At 64.6% G+C, this 16,931-nt stretch carries 15 protein-coding genes; 7 read left to right on the forward strand and 8 right to left on the reverse strand.

Translation table 11 applies throughout. The features are described 5' to 3' along the window. Positions 1-95: 95 nt before the first annotated feature. The 4 genes from F1609_RS09545 to F1609_RS09560 form a co-directional block, all read right to left on the reverse strand. A complete protein-coding gene (locus tag F1609_RS09545) occupies positions 96-3,188 on the reverse strand; it encodes an efflux RND transporter permease subunit (RefSeq protein WP_167076234.1) in 3,093 nt (1,030 codons plus the stop codon). Further along, positions 3,185-4,372 carry an efflux RND transporter periplasmic adaptor subunit gene (locus F1609_RS09550; RefSeq protein WP_167076235.1) on the reverse strand — a complete coding sequence of 396 codons (1,188 nt, stop codon included), beginning with the start codon at positions 4,370-4,372 and terminating at the stop codon, positions 3,185-3,187. Before F1609_RS09550 ends, F1609_RS09545 begins: the two co-directional genes overlap by 4 nt. A gap of 88 nt (positions 4,373-4,460) precedes the next feature. Continuing rightward, a complete protein-coding gene (locus tag F1609_RS09555; protein WP_167076236.1) occupies positions 4,461-5,825 on the reverse strand; it encodes an ATP-binding protein in 1,365 nt (454 codons plus the stop codon). Then, on the reverse strand, positions 5,822-6,550 hold the full coding sequence (locus F1609_RS09560) for a response regulator (RefSeq protein ID WP_126077535.1): 729 nt from the start codon (positions 6,548-6,550) through the stop codon (positions 5,822-5,824). Before F1609_RS09560 ends, F1609_RS09555 begins: the two co-directional genes overlap by 4 nt. A gap of 173 nt (positions 6,551-6,723) precedes the next feature. On the opposite strand from F1609_RS09560, the gene F1609_RS09565 reads away from it, so the two are divergent. After that, the gene (locus tag F1609_RS09565) at positions 6,724-7,209 is read left to right on the forward strand and encodes a Spy/CpxP family protein refolding chaperone (RefSeq protein ID WP_167076237.1); all 486 of its coding nucleotides are present in this window, start codon (positions 6,724-6,726) and stop codon (positions 7,207-7,209) included. A gap of 259 nt (positions 7,210-7,468) precedes the next feature. Beyond that, the gene (locus F1609_RS09570; protein ID WP_167076238.1) at positions 7,469-8,140 is read left to right on the forward strand and encodes a hypothetical protein; all 672 of its coding nucleotides are present in this window, start codon (positions 7,469-7,471) and stop codon (positions 8,138-8,140) included. A 21-nt stretch (positions 8,141-8,161) separates the two neighbouring features. Here F1609_RS09570 and dsbD read toward each other — a convergent pair whose 3' ends face one another. Then, a complete protein-coding gene (gene dsbD / locus F1609_RS09575) occupies positions 8,162-10,003 on the reverse strand; it encodes a protein-disulfide reductase DsbD (protein WP_167076239.1) in 1,842 nt (613 codons plus the stop codon). A gap of 163 nt (positions 10,004-10,166) precedes the next feature. Here dsbD and F1609_RS09580 point away from each other — a divergent pair, with 163 nt between their 5' ends. The 4 genes from F1609_RS09580 to F1609_RS09595 all read left to right on the forward strand — a co-directional run bounded on the left by F1609_RS09580 (position 10,167) and on the right by F1609_RS09595 (position 11,984). Further along, the gene (locus F1609_RS09580) at positions 10,167-10,469 is read left to right on the forward strand and encodes a hypothetical protein (protein WP_167076240.1); all 303 of its coding nucleotides are present in this window, start codon (positions 10,167-10,169) and stop codon (positions 10,467-10,469) included. After that, positions 10,466-10,738, forward strand: a complete 273-nt coding sequence (locus tag F1609_RS09585) for a hypothetical protein (RefSeq protein WP_167076241.1) — start codon at positions 10,466-10,468, stop codon at positions 10,736-10,738. The genes F1609_RS09580 and F1609_RS09585 overlap by 4 nt, the downstream gene beginning before the upstream one ends. Positions 10,739-10,793: 55 nt before the next feature. Further along, positions 10,794-11,342: a tetratricopeptide repeat protein gene (locus tag F1609_RS09590; protein WP_167076242.1), complete on the forward strand. Its 549-nt coding sequence runs from the start codon at positions 10,794-10,796 to the stop codon at positions 11,340-11,342. Between the two features lie 219 nt (positions 11,343-11,561). Then, entirely contained in the window at positions 11,562-11,984 is a 423-nt protein-coding gene (locus tag F1609_RS09595) for a hypothetical protein (RefSeq protein WP_167076243.1), read from the forward strand. A 60-nt stretch (positions 11,985-12,044) separates the two neighbouring features. On the opposite strand, the gene F1609_RS09600 is transcribed toward F1609_RS09595, so the two are convergent. Then, positions 12,045-12,977, reverse strand: a complete 933-nt coding sequence (locus F1609_RS09600; RefSeq protein WP_167076244.1) for a sodium-dependent bicarbonate transport family permease — start codon at positions 12,975-12,977, stop codon at positions 12,045-12,047. A 92-nt stretch (positions 12,978-13,069) separates the two neighbouring features. Between F1609_RS09600 and F1609_RS09605 the strand changes: the two genes are divergently transcribed. Further along, positions 13,070-14,029 (forward strand): LysR family transcriptional regulator, encoded by a 960-nt coding sequence (locus F1609_RS09605; RefSeq protein WP_167076245.1) that lies wholly within the window; start codon positions 13,070-13,072, stop codon positions 14,027-14,029. A 47-nt stretch (positions 14,030-14,076) separates the two neighbouring features. Here the strand turns inward: F1609_RS09605 and F1609_RS09610 are convergent, their stop codons facing one another. Beyond that, positions 14,077-16,494, reverse strand: coding sequence for a M66 family metalloprotease (locus F1609_RS09610; RefSeq protein WP_167076246.1), 2,418 nt, complete (start codon positions 16,492-16,494; stop codon positions 14,077-14,079). After that, positions 16,425-16,781, reverse strand: a complete 357-nt coding sequence (locus F1609_RS34085) for a hypothetical protein (RefSeq protein ID WP_187362975.1) — start codon at positions 16,779-16,781, stop codon at positions 16,425-16,427. The genes F1609_RS09610 and F1609_RS34085 overlap by 70 nt, the downstream gene beginning before the upstream one ends. Between the last annotated feature and the right edge of the window lie 150 nt (positions 16,782-16,931).

Here is a 16,931-nt window from a genome sequence, read left to right on the forward strand (position 1 = left end):
GGTGACCGCCTGTCAATGAAGATGCATGGCTTCCATGGTGGCAGGCGGTCAAATCGTCGTGTTGTTTCCAGTCAATTAAATACCTTGTGGAAATATCAGTGGGCTTTTTCGACATTGGCCAGCTGGTCGTCGGTCATCGGACCGCTGCCGCTGTACTTGTCGAGGAACAGGTAGATCACCGGGGTGATGTACAAGGTGATCACTTGCGAGAACAGCAAGCCGCCGACCACGGCCAGGCCGAGCGGCTGGCGCAGTTCGGCGCCGGCGCCCAGGCCGAGCGCGATCGGCAGCGCGCCCATCAGCGCGGCCAGGGTGGTCATCAGGATCGGGCGCAGGCGCAGTATGCAGGCTTCGCGGATCGCTTCGGCCGGACTGAGGCCCTCGTTGCGCTGCGCATGCAGGGCGAAGTCGATCATCATGATGGCGTTCTTTTTCACGATCCCGATCAGCATCAAAATACCGATAATGGCGATCATGGTCAGGTCCAGCCCGAAGATGCGCAGGGTCAGCAGCGCCCCCACGGCGGCCGAGGGCAGGCCCGCCAGGATGGTCAGCGGGTGGATGAAGCTCTCGTACAGCACGCCCAGCAGCACGTAGATCACGCCCAGCGCGGCCACAATCAGGATGATCTGGCTCGACTGCGAATCCTGGAACACCGCGGCGTCGCCGCCGTATTTGGTGATGACCGAGGCCGGCAGCTTCATGTCCACGCCCATCTGGTCGATCTTGCCGGTGGCTACGCCCAGCGGCACGTCGGCCGGCAGGTTGAACGAGAGCGTGATCGCCTGCAGCTGGCCCTGGTGATTGACCGAGGTCGGGCCGACCGTGCGTTCCACCGTGGCAAAGCTCGACAACTGCACCAGCCGGCCGTCCTTGCTGCGCACCGAGACGCGCCCCAAGGCGTCTTCGGACTGGCGGTCGGCCAGTTCGGCTTCCAGGATCACGTTGTAGCTGGCGGCGGCCGAATAGATGGTCGAGACCTGGCGCTCGCCGAAGGCCGCGTACAGGGCGGTGCGCACGTCGGCGATCTGCACGCCCATGGCGTTGGCCTTGTCGCGGTCGATTTTCAGGGTCGCCTGCAGGCCGCGGTTCTGCGAGTCGCTGGTCACATCGCGGAAAGCCGGGTCGGCGCGCATGCGCTCGAGGTATTTGTTGGCCCAGTCGCCCAGCGCGTCGGAGCTGACGCTTTGCAGGGTGTACTGGTAGCGGCTCTTGCTTGGCCGTCCGCCCAGCTGCAGGTTCTGGATCGGCGAGAGGAACACCGACACGCCGGCCACCTGGCGCGTGGCTTTGCGCAAGCGCTCGACCACCAGCGGCATCTTCACGCGCGCGTCGCGCGGCTTCAAGGCGATGAAACCGCGCCCGGTGTTGCCGCCGCCGGTAAACGAGGTCACATCCTGCACGCTCGGGTCGGCGCGGATCACGGCCACCACTTTCTCTTGCAGGATCAGCATGGCGTCGGTCGAGGTGTCTTCGGCCGCTTCGATGGTCATGCGCAGCTGGCCCAGGTCTTCCTCGGGGAAGAAGCCCTTGGGGATGGTGGTGTACAGGATGATGGTCAGGACAAAGGTGCCGACGGCCACCGCCAGCACGATGAAGCGGTGCGCCAGCGCCAGGTCGAGCGATTTGGCGTAGCCGTCGCGCACGCGCGCGAAACCGGCTTCGAAGTGGCGTCCGATGAAGCTCTTCTCGCCGCCCTCTTCCCCGGAATGGGCCGGCAGCAGGCGGCTGGCCAGCATCGGCACGAGCGTGAGCGACACCAGCGCCGACACCAGCACCGACAGCCCGACCACCACCGCGAATTCGTGGAACAAGAGGCCGATCACGCCCGGCATGAAGAAGATCGGGATGAACACGGCCACCAGCGAAATCGAAATCGAGACGATGGTAAAGCCCATTTCTCGCGAGCCGATCAGGGCGGCGTCGACCGGTTTTTTGCCCATCTCGATGTGGCGCACGATATTTTCCAGCACCACGATGGCGTCATCGACCACCAGGCCCACGGCCAGGGTGATGCCGAGCAGGGACACGTTATCCAGGCTGTAGCCGAAGGCGTACAGCAGCGACAGGGCGCCCAGCAGCGAAATCGGCATGGTCACGGCCGGGATGAAGGTGGCGGCGGCGCGGTGCAGGAACAAAAAGATCACCAGCACCACCAGCGCCACGGTACCGGCCAGGGTCAGGTTGACGTCGTGGATCGCTTCGCGGATCGACACCGAACGGTCGTTGACGAGGCTGATCTTGATCGAGGCGGGCAACTGCGCCTGGAAGCGCGGCAGCAGCTGGCGCACGGCGTCGACCACCTGCACCGTGTTGGCGTTGGGCTGGCGCTGCACCAGCAGCACGATCGAGCGCTCGCCGTTGTAGCTGCCGGCCGCCTTGACCGACTGGTAGCTGTCTTCGACCGAAGCCACGTCTTTCAGGCGCACCGGTTCGCCGTTGCGGGTGGCGACGATCAGGTCCGAAAACGCGGCCGCGTTCATCAGCTGCGCATTGCCCTGGATGGTCATGGTCTGGCTCGGGCCATCGAGCACGCCCAGCGGCGCGTTGGAGTTGGCGGCGCGCAGCGCCAGCGCCAGTTCATCCATCGACAGGTTACGCGCGTTCATCAGGTCGGCCTTGGCGCGCACCCGCACCGCGAAGCGCTTCTGGCCATTGACGGTCACCTGGGCCACGCCGGGCAGGGTCGACAGGCTCGGGGCGACCAGGTTTTCGGCGTAGTCGTTCAGTTCCGACAGGTTCATCGAGGGCGAGGTCATGGCCATGAACAGCACCGGGGCGTCGGCCGGATTGACCTTGCGGTAGGACGGCAGTTCGGTCATCTCTTGCGGCAGCTGGCGCTGGGCGCCGAGCAGTGCCGCCTGCACATCGATGGCGGCCACGTTGACATCGATGCTGGGGTCGAATTCGAGGGTCAGCGAAGTCTGGCCCTGGGTGCTGGTGGAGGTGATCAGGTTGATGCCGGCGATCGTCGAGAACTGCTTCTCTAACGGCAGCGCGACCGAGGAGGCCATGGTTTCCGGGCTGGCGCCGGACAGGTTGGCCTGGACGTTGATGACCGGGGTGTTATAGCTGGGCAGCGCAGCGACCGGAATGGCCAGGTACGACAGCACGCCCACCAGAATCATGCTCAGCGAGAGCAGTATCACCATCACGGGACGGCGGATGCACAGTTCGGACAAATTCATTGGGCCGCCACCGTGGTGGTGGGGGTGGCCGCGCCAGGTTTCGCCGCGGCGGCGTCGGCCAGCTTGACCTTCGCGCCCGGACGCAGGTTTTGCTTGCCCTCGGTGATGACTTTTTCGTCACCCTTCAGGCCCGAAACGGCCGCGTGCAGGCCGAATGCGTGCAGGCGCACGACCGGCATCTGCTGCGCGCTCTGGTCGGCGCCCATCACGTACACGAAGGTGCCGCGGGTATTGCTGATGATGGCCGCCTGCGGAATGACCACCGCATTTTTCATCGTCTGCACCGTCACGCGCGCAGTGACGTACTGGCCTGGCCACAGGCTGGCATCCTTGTTGTCGAACAGGGCCTTGACCTTGATCGAGCCGGCCAGCGGGTCGACCGTGTTGTCGATGAAACTGAGCTTGCCGCTGACCGCCCTGGCGTTCGGGCCGGCCAGCGCGTCGACCGTGACCGCGCCGTTTTTCTGGGCCGCCAGCAGGTCGCCCAGCGCGCTTTCGGGCACATTGAAGGCGATGTTGATCGGGTCGAGCTGGGTGATGGTGGTGAGCGAGGTGGCCAGCTGCACCAGGCTGCCCGGGAACACGTTGATGGCGCCGACCCGGCCCGCCATCGGCGCACGGATTGCGCTGTAGCTGGCGTTGACCTGCTCGGCCTGGAGCGCGGCCTGGCCGGCGCCGACCAGCGCGCGCGCCGCATCGAGCTGGCTTTTCAGGGTGTCGACCGCGCTCCGGGCGATGAACTTTTGCGCGAACAGTTCCTCGCTGCGCTTGTACTGGCGTTCCAGGTCGGCGGCGCTGGCGGCGTCGCGCGCCATCTGGGCGCGCGCCTTGTCGATATTGGCGCGCTCGCTGCGGTCATCGAGCGAAAACATCAGCTCACCGGCCTTGACGAACTGGCCTTCCTTGATATGCACCTTGCGGATCGTGCTGGTCGTCTGCGGATGCAGGTCGACCGTACTAACCGGGGTCACGCTGGCATTGGCCTGCAGCACCACCGGCACATCCTGGCGCTGCGGCGCGATGACGTTGACGATGGCCGGCGGCTGGGCGCCGCCGTTGGGACCGGCTGTGCCCTTGCCGGCCTGCCCGGCGCCGGCGGCTTTGTCATCACGGCCCACATACCACACGCCCGCTCCGATGAGGACGGCGAGGCCGGCGACGATGACGATGCTCTTCTTTTTCATGCGTTTCCCTGGTCGCCACTGCGGGCGGCTTATGCTCGGTTCAATTCATTGAGGCGAAGGCGATGGCGCGCCGGCGTGCTGGTGTTCCTTAAGTGCCGGCGTAATACTCCGGCAGGACCAGGCTCACTTCCAGCCCGCCCTCCGGATGGTTGATCAGCGCGATGCTGCCGCCGTGCTGCTCGGCGATGTTGCGGGCGATCGTCAATCCCAGCCCGGTGCCGCCGGATTCGCGCGAGCGCGAGGTTTCGACGCGGTAGAACGGTTCGAACACGCGCGCCAGCTCGCCCGGGGCGATGCCGGGGCCGTTGTCGCGCACGCGGATGCGCGCAGCACCGGCGCCCGCTTCCACCGTCACATCGGCGCGCTGGCCGTACTTGACGGCGTTGTCGATCAGGTTCACCAGGCAGCGCCGCAGCGCCATCGGCCGTCCCAGCAGGGCCATGCCGGCGTGGCCGTGCACCACCACCTGCTGGCCGGCGTCGGTGGCGTCGCAGCTGACCGAATCGAGCAGGGAGTCGAGGTCGAGCGCCTGCATCGCTTCGGTGGTGTCGGTGCTGCGCGCCAGATCCAGGCCTTCGCGCACCATTTCCTGCATCGCCGACAGGTCGCCCACGAGGCGGTCGCGCAGCTCGCCGTCGCCGACTTTTTCGAGGCGCAGGCGCATGCGCGTGAGCGGGGTTTGCAGGTCGTGGGTAATCGCTGCCAGCATCTGGGTGCGCTGGAAAATGTACTGGCGAATGCGCGCCTGCATGGCGTTAAACGCGGCGCTGGCCTGGCGGATTTCGCTCGCGCCGGACAACTGCAGCGGCGGGTGGTTGATGTCGTTGCCGAGGTCCTTGGCGGCCTGCGCCAGCTGCTTGAGCGGACGGGTGGTCATGCGCGCCACCAGGTAGGCCAGGAAAGCGATGCTGACCAGGAACATGCCGATGATCATGCGGTAATCGGTTTCGTGGGCGATCACGGACGGCGGCGGCGGCAGCACCAGCAGGCGCAGCAGTTCGCCATCGCGCAGGCGCACGTTGATGCTCTCGCAAACGCCCTTCCATTGCGATTCGGTGGGGCCGAACATGCTGTTCTGGATGCGCGGCACGTCGCAGGCGGCGGGCCGGGCCGCGATGGTGGCCAGCTTGTACTGCGGCCCCATGCGCACCGCCAGGGCCGCCGTGAAGGGCGACGGGGCCGGCTTGACCGGCAGCCCGTCGTTGATGACGACCAGCTGGATGCCGGGCCGATTGGCCGCCGCCAGATAGGCCAGGCGGGCCGAGGCGGGTACGGTTTCAGTGGCGGTGATGAGTTGTTCGGCGCGGTCCATGGCGTGCTGGTCGCGGAAGGCTTCGATGACGCGCTGGCGTTCGTTTTCGGCCAGCAGCTGGGTCAGCACGGCCGTGATCACGACGCCGAGCAGCAGCGTGAGGAACACGCGCCCGGTCATCGAACCGAAGAAGGCCTTCACGTGCCCGGCTCCACCGTCACCTGGCCGGCCAGCACATAGCCGCCGTTGCGCACTGTCTTGATGATCTGCGGCAGGCGCGCGTCTTCGCCGAGCTTCTGGCGCAGGCGGCTGATCTGGATGTCGATCGAGCGGTCGAACGGGTCGGCGTCGCGGCCCTGGGTCAGGTTGAGCAGCTGGTCGCGGTTGAGCACGCGGTTGGGATGCTCGAGGAACACGCGCAGCAGGCGGAATTCGGCGCCCGACAGCATGATCACGATGCCTTCCGGGTTGAGCAGGTGGCGCGCGGTCAGGTCGAGCGTCCAGCCGGAAAAGCGCATCTGCTGGGCATTGTCGGACGGGGCGTTGGACGGCATCGCGTGGCTGCGGCGCAGCACGCTGCGGATACGCGCCAGCAGCTCGCGCGGCTCGAACGGCTTGGGCAGGTAATCGTCGGCGCCCATTTCCAGGCCCAGGATGCGGTCGAGCGGCTCGTTGCGGGCGGTCAGCATGATCACCGGCAGGGTCGAATTGGCGCGCAGCTTGCGGCACAGGGTCAGGCCGTCGTCGCCCGGCAGGTTCAGGTCGAGCACGATCAGGTCGGGACGCGCTTCGTCGAGCGTCTTCCACATGGCGGTGCCGTCGGCGGCGGCCAGGGCGCGGTAGCCGTTCGATTCAAGGTAATCGGCCAGCAACGAGCGGATGTCGCGGTCGTCGTCGACGATGAGAATGGTAGAAGGAGTATCCATGCCCGCAATTATCCCCACTTAGGGCGGCCCCGGATAGCGGTTTTGTATCGTCATGTATATTGGCATGAGGGCGATACAAATAGATACAAACTCATTGGTAGCAGAAACCGCATGGAAACATGCAGGTCACATGATGCAGTTGCACCCCGCACATTTCAACCAAAGGAAACGCCATGAACGTCCTCACTACCGTCCGCAACACCCTTGTGATCAGCCTGGCCGTACTGGGCATGGGCGGCGCCGCCGTTGCCGTGCACGCCCAGGAGAGCAACCCGAAAGCGGCCAGCGTCGAGCGCCACCACGGCGACCGGGCCGCGCACATGGCCAAGCGCCAGGCCCACATGGCCGAGCGCCAGGCACGCCTGCACGCGCAGCTCAAGCTGACGGCCGAGCAGGAACCGGCCTGGGCCGCCTGGAACGCCGCCAGCAAGCCGGGCGAGCGCCCTGCCCGTGGCGAACGCGGCCAGTGGGCCAGCAAAAGCGCGCCGGAGCGCATGGAACAGCAGCTGGACATGGCTAAACAGCATGTGGCCAGCATGGAAACCCGGCTGGCCGCGCTGAACACCTTCTATGCGACGCTCTCGCCGGAACAAAAGAAGGTGTTTGACGAGCAAGGCATGCGGCGCGGCCATCATGGCAAGCACAAACGCCCTGCCTGAACTGTCGCCCGGACCGCCTGTCGGGCCAGGTAACCGGTACACAGGCAGTTAAAACAGCCCTCCCCGCCAGCCCGGCGCGGAGGGCTTAATTTTTAACAATGTTGTACTTACACCGCAGTTGTTGCCCGCTGCCTCAAATAAAGGCGCTGCGGCATTCTCACAAAGTGGTACGTGGTGTATCCTGAGGAAAATCTATCCGCGCGGCAATCCACAACCAGTTTCCGGCTGCGGCACTAAAAAACCACAATCCGGGGGCAGCATGGGCACAATGGTGTACGACAAGACCGACAAGGGTCGAGAGGAAATTTCCACGCGAAAACATCAGCTGGCCTCGCGCCTGCGTACCCTCTTGGTCATGATCGACGGTCGCCATACGCTCGACGATTTGCTGCGCAATTTTGGCGGCGTGGGCGTGACCGGGGACAGCGTCAAGGAATTGCTGCAAGAAGGCTATATCTTCCTCGCCAGCGGGTCGGAACCGGATCTGGCCGGACCGCCATCGAAACTGCCGATGTCGGCGCGCGCGCGCCAGCTGGCCCGGCGCGCGGCCGGGGTCGAGGGCGCGCATCAGGAAGCCGATGTGGCGGACGAGACTGCGGTAGCGGCGCCGGCGCCGCTGGCGCAGGTGGCCAGCTCCCCCCTGCAATCGCCGCAGGCGCTGGCCGAAAGCCAGCTCGACGACGCTACGCGTTTCCGTCACCTGTACGATTTTTACAACCAGACCATCAAGAGCACCATCGGCCTGCGCGGCATCATGCTGCAGCTTAAGGTTGAAAAGTGCAACAACGTGGCCGACTTCCGCGCGCTGCGCCTGCAGTACCTGGAAGCGGTGCTCAAGGCCAAGGGCAGCGAGATGGCGCGCAGCCTGCGCGGCCGTCTCGACGAACTGCTCGGCGGCGCCCCCGAGCACGACGACTTCAAGCTGCCGTAGCATTGCTCACGTCGGTGCGGCTCAGTTCAGCTTGCTCAGCGAGGCCGTGAACTTGTCCGCATTCTGGTAGCCGATAACGCGGCTGGCGGCGATTTCCCGGCCGTTCTTGTCGAACAGGATGATCCCCGGCGGCCCGAACAAACCGAAGCGCTTGAGCATGGCCTTGTCGTCGGCATCGTTGGCGGTCACGTCCACCTGCAACAGCAAGCTTCCCGCCAGTTGCTGCTTGACGCGCGGATCGACGAAGGTCAGCTTTTCCATCTCCTTGCAGGACACACACCAGTCGGCGTAAAAATCGAGCATCGCGGTCTTGCCGGCGTTTTGCGCCAGCGCGGCGTCGAGCTGGGCCACGGTCTTGATGCGGGTGAACGCCAGGCCATGCTGCTGCCCGCCCACGCCCAGATGGGCCAGCGGCGCGAGCGGATCGCGTCCGCCGGTGGCCAGGCCAGCCAGCTGCACCGCGCCGAGGATGGCAAAGGCGGCGCCGAGCGCCATCGCGCCCCAGTGGCGGGTATCGCGCAAGAGATATACGCCATAGCCGAGCAGCAGCGCGCTCCACAGCAGCATTTGCAGCAGCGGCGGCAGCACCGGCGCGGTGATCCACAAGGCCATGCCCAGCATGGCCACGCCGAAGAACTTCTTGACCTTGTTCATCCAGCCGCCGGTACGCGGCAGCAAGGATCCGGCCGACAAGCCGACCAGCAGCAGCGGAATGCTCATGCCCACCGCCAGCGAGAACAGGGCCACGCCGCCGATGACGCCGTCGCGGGTCTGGAAGATGAAGGTCAGCGCGCCGGCCAGCGGGGCCGCCACGCAGGGGCCGACGATCAGGGCCGACATGGCGCCCATGACGAACACGCCGGCCAGTTTACCGGCCGACTGGCGGTCGGACGCGCTGGCCAGGCGGCTTTGCAGGAAGGTCGGCACTTGCAGCTCGTAGACGCCGAACATCGACAGCGACAGGCCGACGATCATGATGCCGACGCCGATCAGGATCCACGGTTTTTGCAGTTCGGCGGCCAGGCCTTCGCCCATCAGGCCGGCGGCCACGCCGAGCGCGGTGTAGACCAGGGCCATGCCCAGCGAATAGGCCAGCGCCAGGATGAAGCCGCGCGCGCGGGAGGTCCCCTCGCCTTCGCCGACGATGATCGACGCCAGGATCGGCACCATCGGCAGCACGCAGGGCGTGAACGAGAGACCGAGGCCGAGCACGATAAAGGCCGGAATGATCAGCCACAGCTTGCCGCCGCCGAGCAGCGCGGCGCCGTCGCCGGCGGCCGGGGCTGGGGTGAAGGCGGTCGCGGGTGCGTCGACGCGGCGGTCGAGGATGGCCGGGTTGCCGCTGTCCTGCATGGGTTGGATGGCGCCGGGGATAGCGATGCCCGGTTTCAGGCCCGGCACGGGCGAGGAACCGCCGGAACCGACCAGGCGCGCGACCGCTTCCTGCGGCGCGTAGCACAGGCCGGCGTCGGCGCAGCCCTGCGAAGAGGCGGTCAGGGTGAACATGCCGGACGACTCGACCGGAATGGTGATGGTGACGCTCTTGCGGTAGCTTTCGACATCCTTCTGGAAGGTTTCGTCGAACTTGATCTTGCCGGCCGGGATGACCGGGGTACCGAGGGTGGCGTTGGCGGCCGTGAATTTAAAGCGCTCGCGGTACATATAGTAGCCGTCGGCGATGTCGTAGGTCACGGCGACGGTTTGCGGGTCGACCATGCGCGCCGAAAACTTGAAGGCGACCTCGGGCGCGAGATAGTCTTCTTCCGCGCGCGCGGGGGCGGCGAACAGGAATGCGAGGGCAAGCAGGAACAGCGCGAAGGCCTGGGCCGGCGCTTTCAACGCTTTCAACGAAGAGGCAAACATGACTTCCTTAGCGGGATGCGAAGCAGAATAGTACACCCGGGGAAGAGTTCTCGTCTGCGCTGGGGCATGGCCGGGGCTCTATAATGGCTCGCCTGAAGTGCCCGCCGATGCGCCTTGCGCGAGCACGACCGGTAAAACCAGACGGTGGATTGAGGACTTGCCTATGAAACTGATGATCGACCTGAATTCGTTCTACTCGGCGGGAGACGAACGTCGCTTCTTTGAGGGGCTGGGCGACAACCCGGCAGTGTCCGGATACCGGGGAATAGCGCACCAACTGCAAGTGAGCATCGTTCAGAAGCACCTCAACCACAATACGCTGCGGGAGTTGATTGCCCTGTTCTATCGATATCAGATTCCAATGGCGCCGCTGGCCCCGCTGGCGGAAAACAAGAGGTTTGCCTGGCTGGCGGACGAACGGTGGTATTGGCACCAGAGCATGATTACGCAAGGGGATGCAGGATGACCGAGCTATTCAAAGAAGTCATGGTGTGGAGACGTCTTGACGCTGTCTCGGCTGTTCGATACACGTGCCTTCAAGATTTGCACAACGACAAGTTCGCGCTGCAAAGCGCGGATTTTTTTCGATTGCCACTGACTCCCGCTTCGGCGCACAACTTCGCCGCACAGTTTGTGGAGCTGCTCATCGAAACATCGCCGACCGAGCGTTGTTCTTGGTTCGATTCGCTCGATGACGCTATAGTTAATCACGATCAGGAGTTTCCGTCAGCATGAAATCGACTCTTGAATACACATGCCAACATGGACGGCGCGTTGATGATAAAAGCTCATGATGAATAACTGCGTATTTAATCCATTTCAGGCGATCGGCGACGCGGACGGCGAGATTGATCCTTTGGTTCGCTCGCAGCTGCTTGAGCAGGCAATCAGCGCTCTTTCAGCGCCAGACACTGTGCACACTGCCGAAACCCATTATGCGCTTGGCTACGCATGGTATCTGCATCCGCAAGAGACGCAGACACGTAACAGCAAGGTGACCTGGCATTTGCAAAAGTCCCTGGAGATCGATCCCGGCCACCGGTTCGCGCGTCTCTACCTGGGCCATTATTACTACGACCGGCGGCGATTTGCCGACGCGCTTGCGGCATTGTCCAGTCTCAAGGACGACGAATTCTCCGCACTGGGACAGGTGTGGCGCGATGCCAAGGTCGCCGAACTGCTTTTGTGCTGCATGCTTCAGTTGGGAGACCGCTCACGCATCCAGGAGACCGTATTCCGTTTCTGCGACTCGCTGACAAAATGTGAGGATGGCATGCATGCCAATCCTGATGAATTGACCGCCACGCTCGTGGAAAAGCTCACTGGTGCGACGGGATAATCGAGGCTGAAGCGCGTCGTCACAATGGCATGGCGCGTCGCCCCCAGCCCGTCGGGCACGAACAGCCCGGGAATGCGGGAAGATATCCCGCAAAGCGCTTTCGATCCAGCAGGCTATCTCCATCACAAATCAAGCTCACCGATGTCACTCATAAAATATCTGCTTCTTCTGGTGTGCGTTTTTCTGTCAGGCTGCCGTCCGGCCGACCCAAGGCCGGTAATGCTGACGCTGACCGTTCATAGCTACGATTCGCCGCAAGCGGTCATGCAAAGCCTCGCAGTCAAGCCAGCCGATTGGAAAGTGATCGAAAATACCAAAACTGGTCCATCCGACAAGCGTCCGCCGTACCACTTGCTAGTTGTTTCAGTTGAGAATGTGATGGACCACGGAGCCCTGGGAACTGCTCGCTTACACTTCTTCAACAACCGGCTCAGCCGCGTTTCGTTCTATCCGAAAGATTTTGCGTATTACAAACGCAAGCTGCGATCCGACTTGAATATTGACCTCGATAGCCCGGCTTTGAATCTGCGTTTCGGGGCGAGAATCCGGAGCGGAAAGGACTATAAAGACGAGCCGTATGTTGACTTCGCGGACCCTGTTCTCGATGACGAACATAACGAGTGGATTTCCACATACTCTTAGGTTAGGGAGGCGATGACGCTTGTTGCCAGTCGCCGCGGGAGGGAAGCCGGTCATGTGTCTTCAGTAAAAACAATGCACCCAGCGTTGATAAACCGGCAGGCCCAACAACACGTTCACCGGGAAGGTGATGCCCAGAGCGGCCAAGGTCGCCAATCCCAGGTCGGCATTCGGAATGGCGCTGCGGATCGCCGCCGGCGCCGCAATGTACGAGGCGCTGGCGGCCAGCGCGGCCAGCACCAGGGCGCTGCCCTCAGGCAGTCGCAATAACAGCGCGACGGCAATCCCGGCCCAGGCCAGCGCGAATGGCGCCAGCACCGCAAACACCATCAGGCGCCAGTGCCGCAGCGGCGACGAGGCCGTGAAGCTGCGCGCGGTGCACAGTCCCATTTCCAGCAGGTACAGCGAGAGCATGGTCTTGAAGCCGTCAATCAGCACCGGCTTGAGCGGGGCCAGCCCCACCGGGCCGTACAGATACCCGATCAGCACGCCACCACCCAAAAGCAGTACGCCGCGGCTGGTCAGCGCTTCCCACAGCACGCAGGCGCCGCCGTCGCGGCCGCTCAGATGGCGCTGCCACAGGAGCATCAGCACGATGGCGGGCAGTTCCAGCATCACCAGATACAAGGTGGTCTGCGGCGCCAGCGCCAGGCCGGAGCGTTCGGCCAGTGCCACCACGACGGCGAAGGTGCCGGCGCTGACCGAGCCGTAATGGGCTGCCACGCTGCTGGCGTCGTCGGACGAGAGCCGCACCAGGCGGCGCAGCACCGGATAGCACGCGACCGGCAGCACCAGGCCGAGCGCGGCGACTGCCAGCAGTTCCGGCAGCAGGGCCGCGCCCAGGGCGCCGTGCAAGGCCATGCCGCCTTTCAGGCCGAGCACCAGCATCAGCAGGATCGCCAGGGTGTCGTAAATCGCCACCGGGACTTTCAGGTCCGACTTGACCAGCCCGGCGACCAGCCCGAGCGCGAAAAAAGCAATGACGATATCTAACATGTGCACTCCGGCAAAGACAGGATCGCGAGTTTGCCGAAAGTTACGTATATTGGATAATAAATTGTTCAACCACACCCCATAGAGGATCATCAATGAATGTGCGGCACCTGAGTTTCCGGCTGTTGCAGGTGTATGTGGAAGTGGTGCGTTGCGCCAGCGTCTCGGCGGCGGCGCGCGTGCTGCACCTGACCCAGCCGACCGTGTCGCTGCAGCTCAAAAGGCTGGCCGAAGCGGTCGGCGAACCCTTGTTCGAGAGCGGCAGCGCGCGCATGGAGCCGAGCCTGGCCGGCCGCGAACTGTACCGGGCGGCCTGCGATGTGCTCGACCGCTTCGACGACTTCGCCGGCTTCCTGGAGCGCGCCCGGGGGGGGCATGCCGGGCATGTGCGGATCTGCGTGGTCACCACCGCCAAATATGTGCTGCCGCGCTTGCTGGGTCCGTTTGCGGCCAGCTATCCCGAGGTCGAGGTGCGCCTGAGCGTAGCCAACCGGGCCAGGGTGCTGGAACGTTTCGACAAGCGCGAAGACGACCTGTATCTGTTCAGCCATCCGCCGAGCGGCCCGTCGGTGCGCAGCGCGCGCATGCTCAAGAACCCATTGCAACTGATCGCGCCGCTGGGGCACTGGGCGGCCGGCGTGGCCAGGCTGCCGTTCGCGCGCCTGGCGGGCGAACGCTTCCTGATGCGCGAACCGGGGTCGGCCACGCGCATGATGTTCGAAGCGTGGCTGTCCGGGCGCGGGCTGGGGCTGGAGAAAAGCATGGAAATCGAAAGCAACGAAGCGATCCGCCTCAGCGTCGCCTCGGGACTGGGCTTGTCGGTCATCTCCGAGCACACCTTGCAGGAGGGCCGCGAACGGCTGGCGGTGCTCGACGTGGAGGGTTTTCCGCTGGAAAGCAACTGGTATCTGGTGGCCCCGCGCGACCGGCGCCTGCCGTACGCGGCGCGCGAACTGGTGCGTTTCATTGGCCAGCACGCGGCCGACTGCATCGAGGCGGACTGGATTTATCCCGACATCGGGCAGGTGGCGGAAGATTTCATCCAGGGCGGATGAGGGCCGGATTTTCCGACCCTCAAGACCAGGAAGGGCGCGCCGGCGCCTTACCTGGACGGCAAGTTTTTCACGTTGGCCGCGTCGGTGAGCGGCAACAGCAAGTTCTCGCTCATGGTCAGCCCCGTCCACTTCTGATTGGCGTTGCCGGTACATCCATAAGTGATGAGGTTGCCACGGCCGTTGGTCAGGAAGCCATTGGCCAGGTCGAAACAGCGAGTACCGCGCTTGACCGACCCTGCAACGGTGGTATCCCATACCTGGTTGTCGGCACGCGGGCTGCAGGTCGACAAGGTCACCCGATTGCTGCCGCCCATATCGGTCAGGCACTGGTCGAGCTGGGCCCCGCTACGGATGCGGCCGGCGGCGTCCTGGACCCAGCTTTCGGTTTGCTGACCGCTGCAGCCGGCCGCATTCGAAATAAACAGTTGCAATGCGTTGCCGACCGTTTCAGTCTTCAGGCAATTGCTTCCATTCTTGAGCAACTGGCCGGCCGGCATCTGCGGCGTGCTTTTCAATCCCAGTTTCTCGATCAGTGCGAGCAAGGCACTGTGGGCCGCAGGATCCTTCTGGTCCAGTTTGGCGGCGTAGGCAACCATCCAGCGGTTCAGGCGGCGTGCGATGTCGTTCTGGGTCTGATAGCGTTCGAGCTGGGCCCGTGCCGCGCTGCTCAATTCGTTGGCAAAGTTGTCGGCATAACTGTCGAATAACAGGGCCGCGCTGGTGTCGAGTGCCAGCACCTTGCGTCCGGACAATGCTAGCAGTGCGGTCTGGAAGCGCGGCATCTCAGCCTTGCGCAGCGCCGCGTAGCCGAACTCGCGCCCGACCCGTACTGCCGGCGGCATGGCTGCAAGATTGCCGGGAATGGCGATCGTGGACAGTTCCCTGGCCGTCGCGCCCGGTTCCTGGCAGAACAGCTTCACCTGGGTCGGCTGTTCGTCCTGGGCCAGCTGGACGTGCAGCTTGTTGGCGTTGACGCCCATCCGGTTGGGTGCCAGCGCAATCTTCTTGCTGGCCGCGGCGGCAAAGTCGACGCTCAGCCAGCATTGGCGCGTACTGGCATTCGCGGCCGGTTGCGGCAGGTCGAAGGTGTTGCCCCAGTTGCCGCGTGCGGCCGGATACAGCAGGCCGACTGCGGCGACCGGGTCGTAGCCGCCGAGAATGGTCCAGACCGGTACGCCATGCTTGCGCGGCGGCGCAAATTTGCCGCCGCTCGTGTTGTACCACTCGGTAGTCGAACTTGGCAGCGCTGGCGCAGTGTTCTCCATGGCACGCAGGGTGGCATTCCACTTGCGGTAGCCGGTCGGCGAGTCCGCAGAAAACACCGCTTTGTCCAGCGCCGGCTGGATCTTCTGCCTGGTGCTGTAGCCGGTGTAGTGGGTGTAGCGCGACATGCTGCTCGACGAAAAGCCGCCGGCCATCGAGTCCCATCCGAACGGGTACAGTTTGGCAAAATTGGGAACGCCGTTGCTGCCGTCGCCCAGGCTCTTGCTGCCCCAGTTCAGGTTGGCGCGCATGTGGTTGCGGTTGGCAATGAAACCCCAGCCGCTGTCATGGTGATGCGCGCAATCGAAACAGTTGGCGCCGACCTGGCCAGGATAGTGGCCGAGCCCGTAATGATGGCCGATCTCATGGCTGAATTCGTTACCCACCGAGTCGATCAGGGTCAGGATTCCATTGCCGCCACTCAGGCCGTGGGTGACGAGGCCGTTGGTGTACTTGCCGCGCGCATGATGGATGGTGGCCGCCTGGGTGATGTGCGGCTGCTTCTGGCTTTGCATATTCGAGCTGGTAACGCCCCAGTTCGCCATGTTGATGCCGGTACTGAAGGTGGACTTGGCCGTATCGGCACGCATGTCGCCGCCGTAGACGTCGCCGCTGGTGGCGCTGGCCACGTCATAGATGACGCCGCTCGATACCATGACGCGGGCCAGCTTGAGCGGCTCGTAGGAGGCGACGGTCAGCTTCGATATGGGGACCGTCTGGAAATAGTCGGTGGCGGCGGCGGCGGCATCGGTCAGCATGTAGTGGCCGCTGCTGGCCGGCGGGTCTGCGAGCATGCCGAGCTGGATGCTGGCGATGACCAGTTCGGCGGGTGCGGCGAAGTCGATCGCGGCAGCGCCGAGCGTGCCGGTGCGGCCCTTGTCGTCACGGACGCTCAAGGTCATGCCCGGCTTGACCCAATTCCAGGGCAGCACGACCGACCAGGCCTTGTGCGAGTAGACCACGTCGTGACGCTCGTCGGCGCCGGGGCGGTCGGCCGTGAACAAAGCCTGCGGCGCGCGCATGGCCAGCAGCGGCCTGGCGGCGCCATCGACCGTCACGGTCAGTTGCAGGGTTTCCACATTGCCCAAAGCGGCGTCGGGGGTAATCAGGAGCAGTGCATCGCGCTCGGTGGTCAGACGCGGCAAGTTCGCCGCTTCGTTGCCGGACGGGTTGACAGCGTGGCTTTGGACGAACTGGACCATTGCGCCGAACGACCCTTGCAGGTCTTTGCGTACGGCACGCGGCTGGCCATTGGCGTGGTGTCGTAGAAGGCGAGCGCCGTACTGCGGTCGTATGTGGCCGAGTTTGGTTCGGGGAAAGCAAGGGCGGGCGCCGGCGGCACGATAACCGGCGGCACGCTCACCACCGGAGGCACGCCGACCGTCGGCGGTACGACCACCGGCGGCACGAGCGCCGGCGGTACGAGCGCCGGGGGCAGCACGACCGCTGGCGGCACGACCGCTGGGGGCGCCACGACTGCTGGGGGCACGACCGCTGGGGGCACGACCGCCGGGGGCACGACGACGGCTGGCGGCACGACGGCCACAGGAGGCACGCCCGCTGCCGGCGGTACGGCAGCCTCGGGCGCGCTGGCGCCTGGCTGCACCCCGCTGACCGGGGGCAGGTAGCCATCAGGAAT

It is taken from the genome of Massilia aquatica (genome assembly GCF_011682045.1).
Classification (GTDB): Bacteria; Pseudomonadota; Gammaproteobacteria; order Burkholderiales; family Burkholderiaceae_D; genus Telluria_A; species Telluria_A aquatica.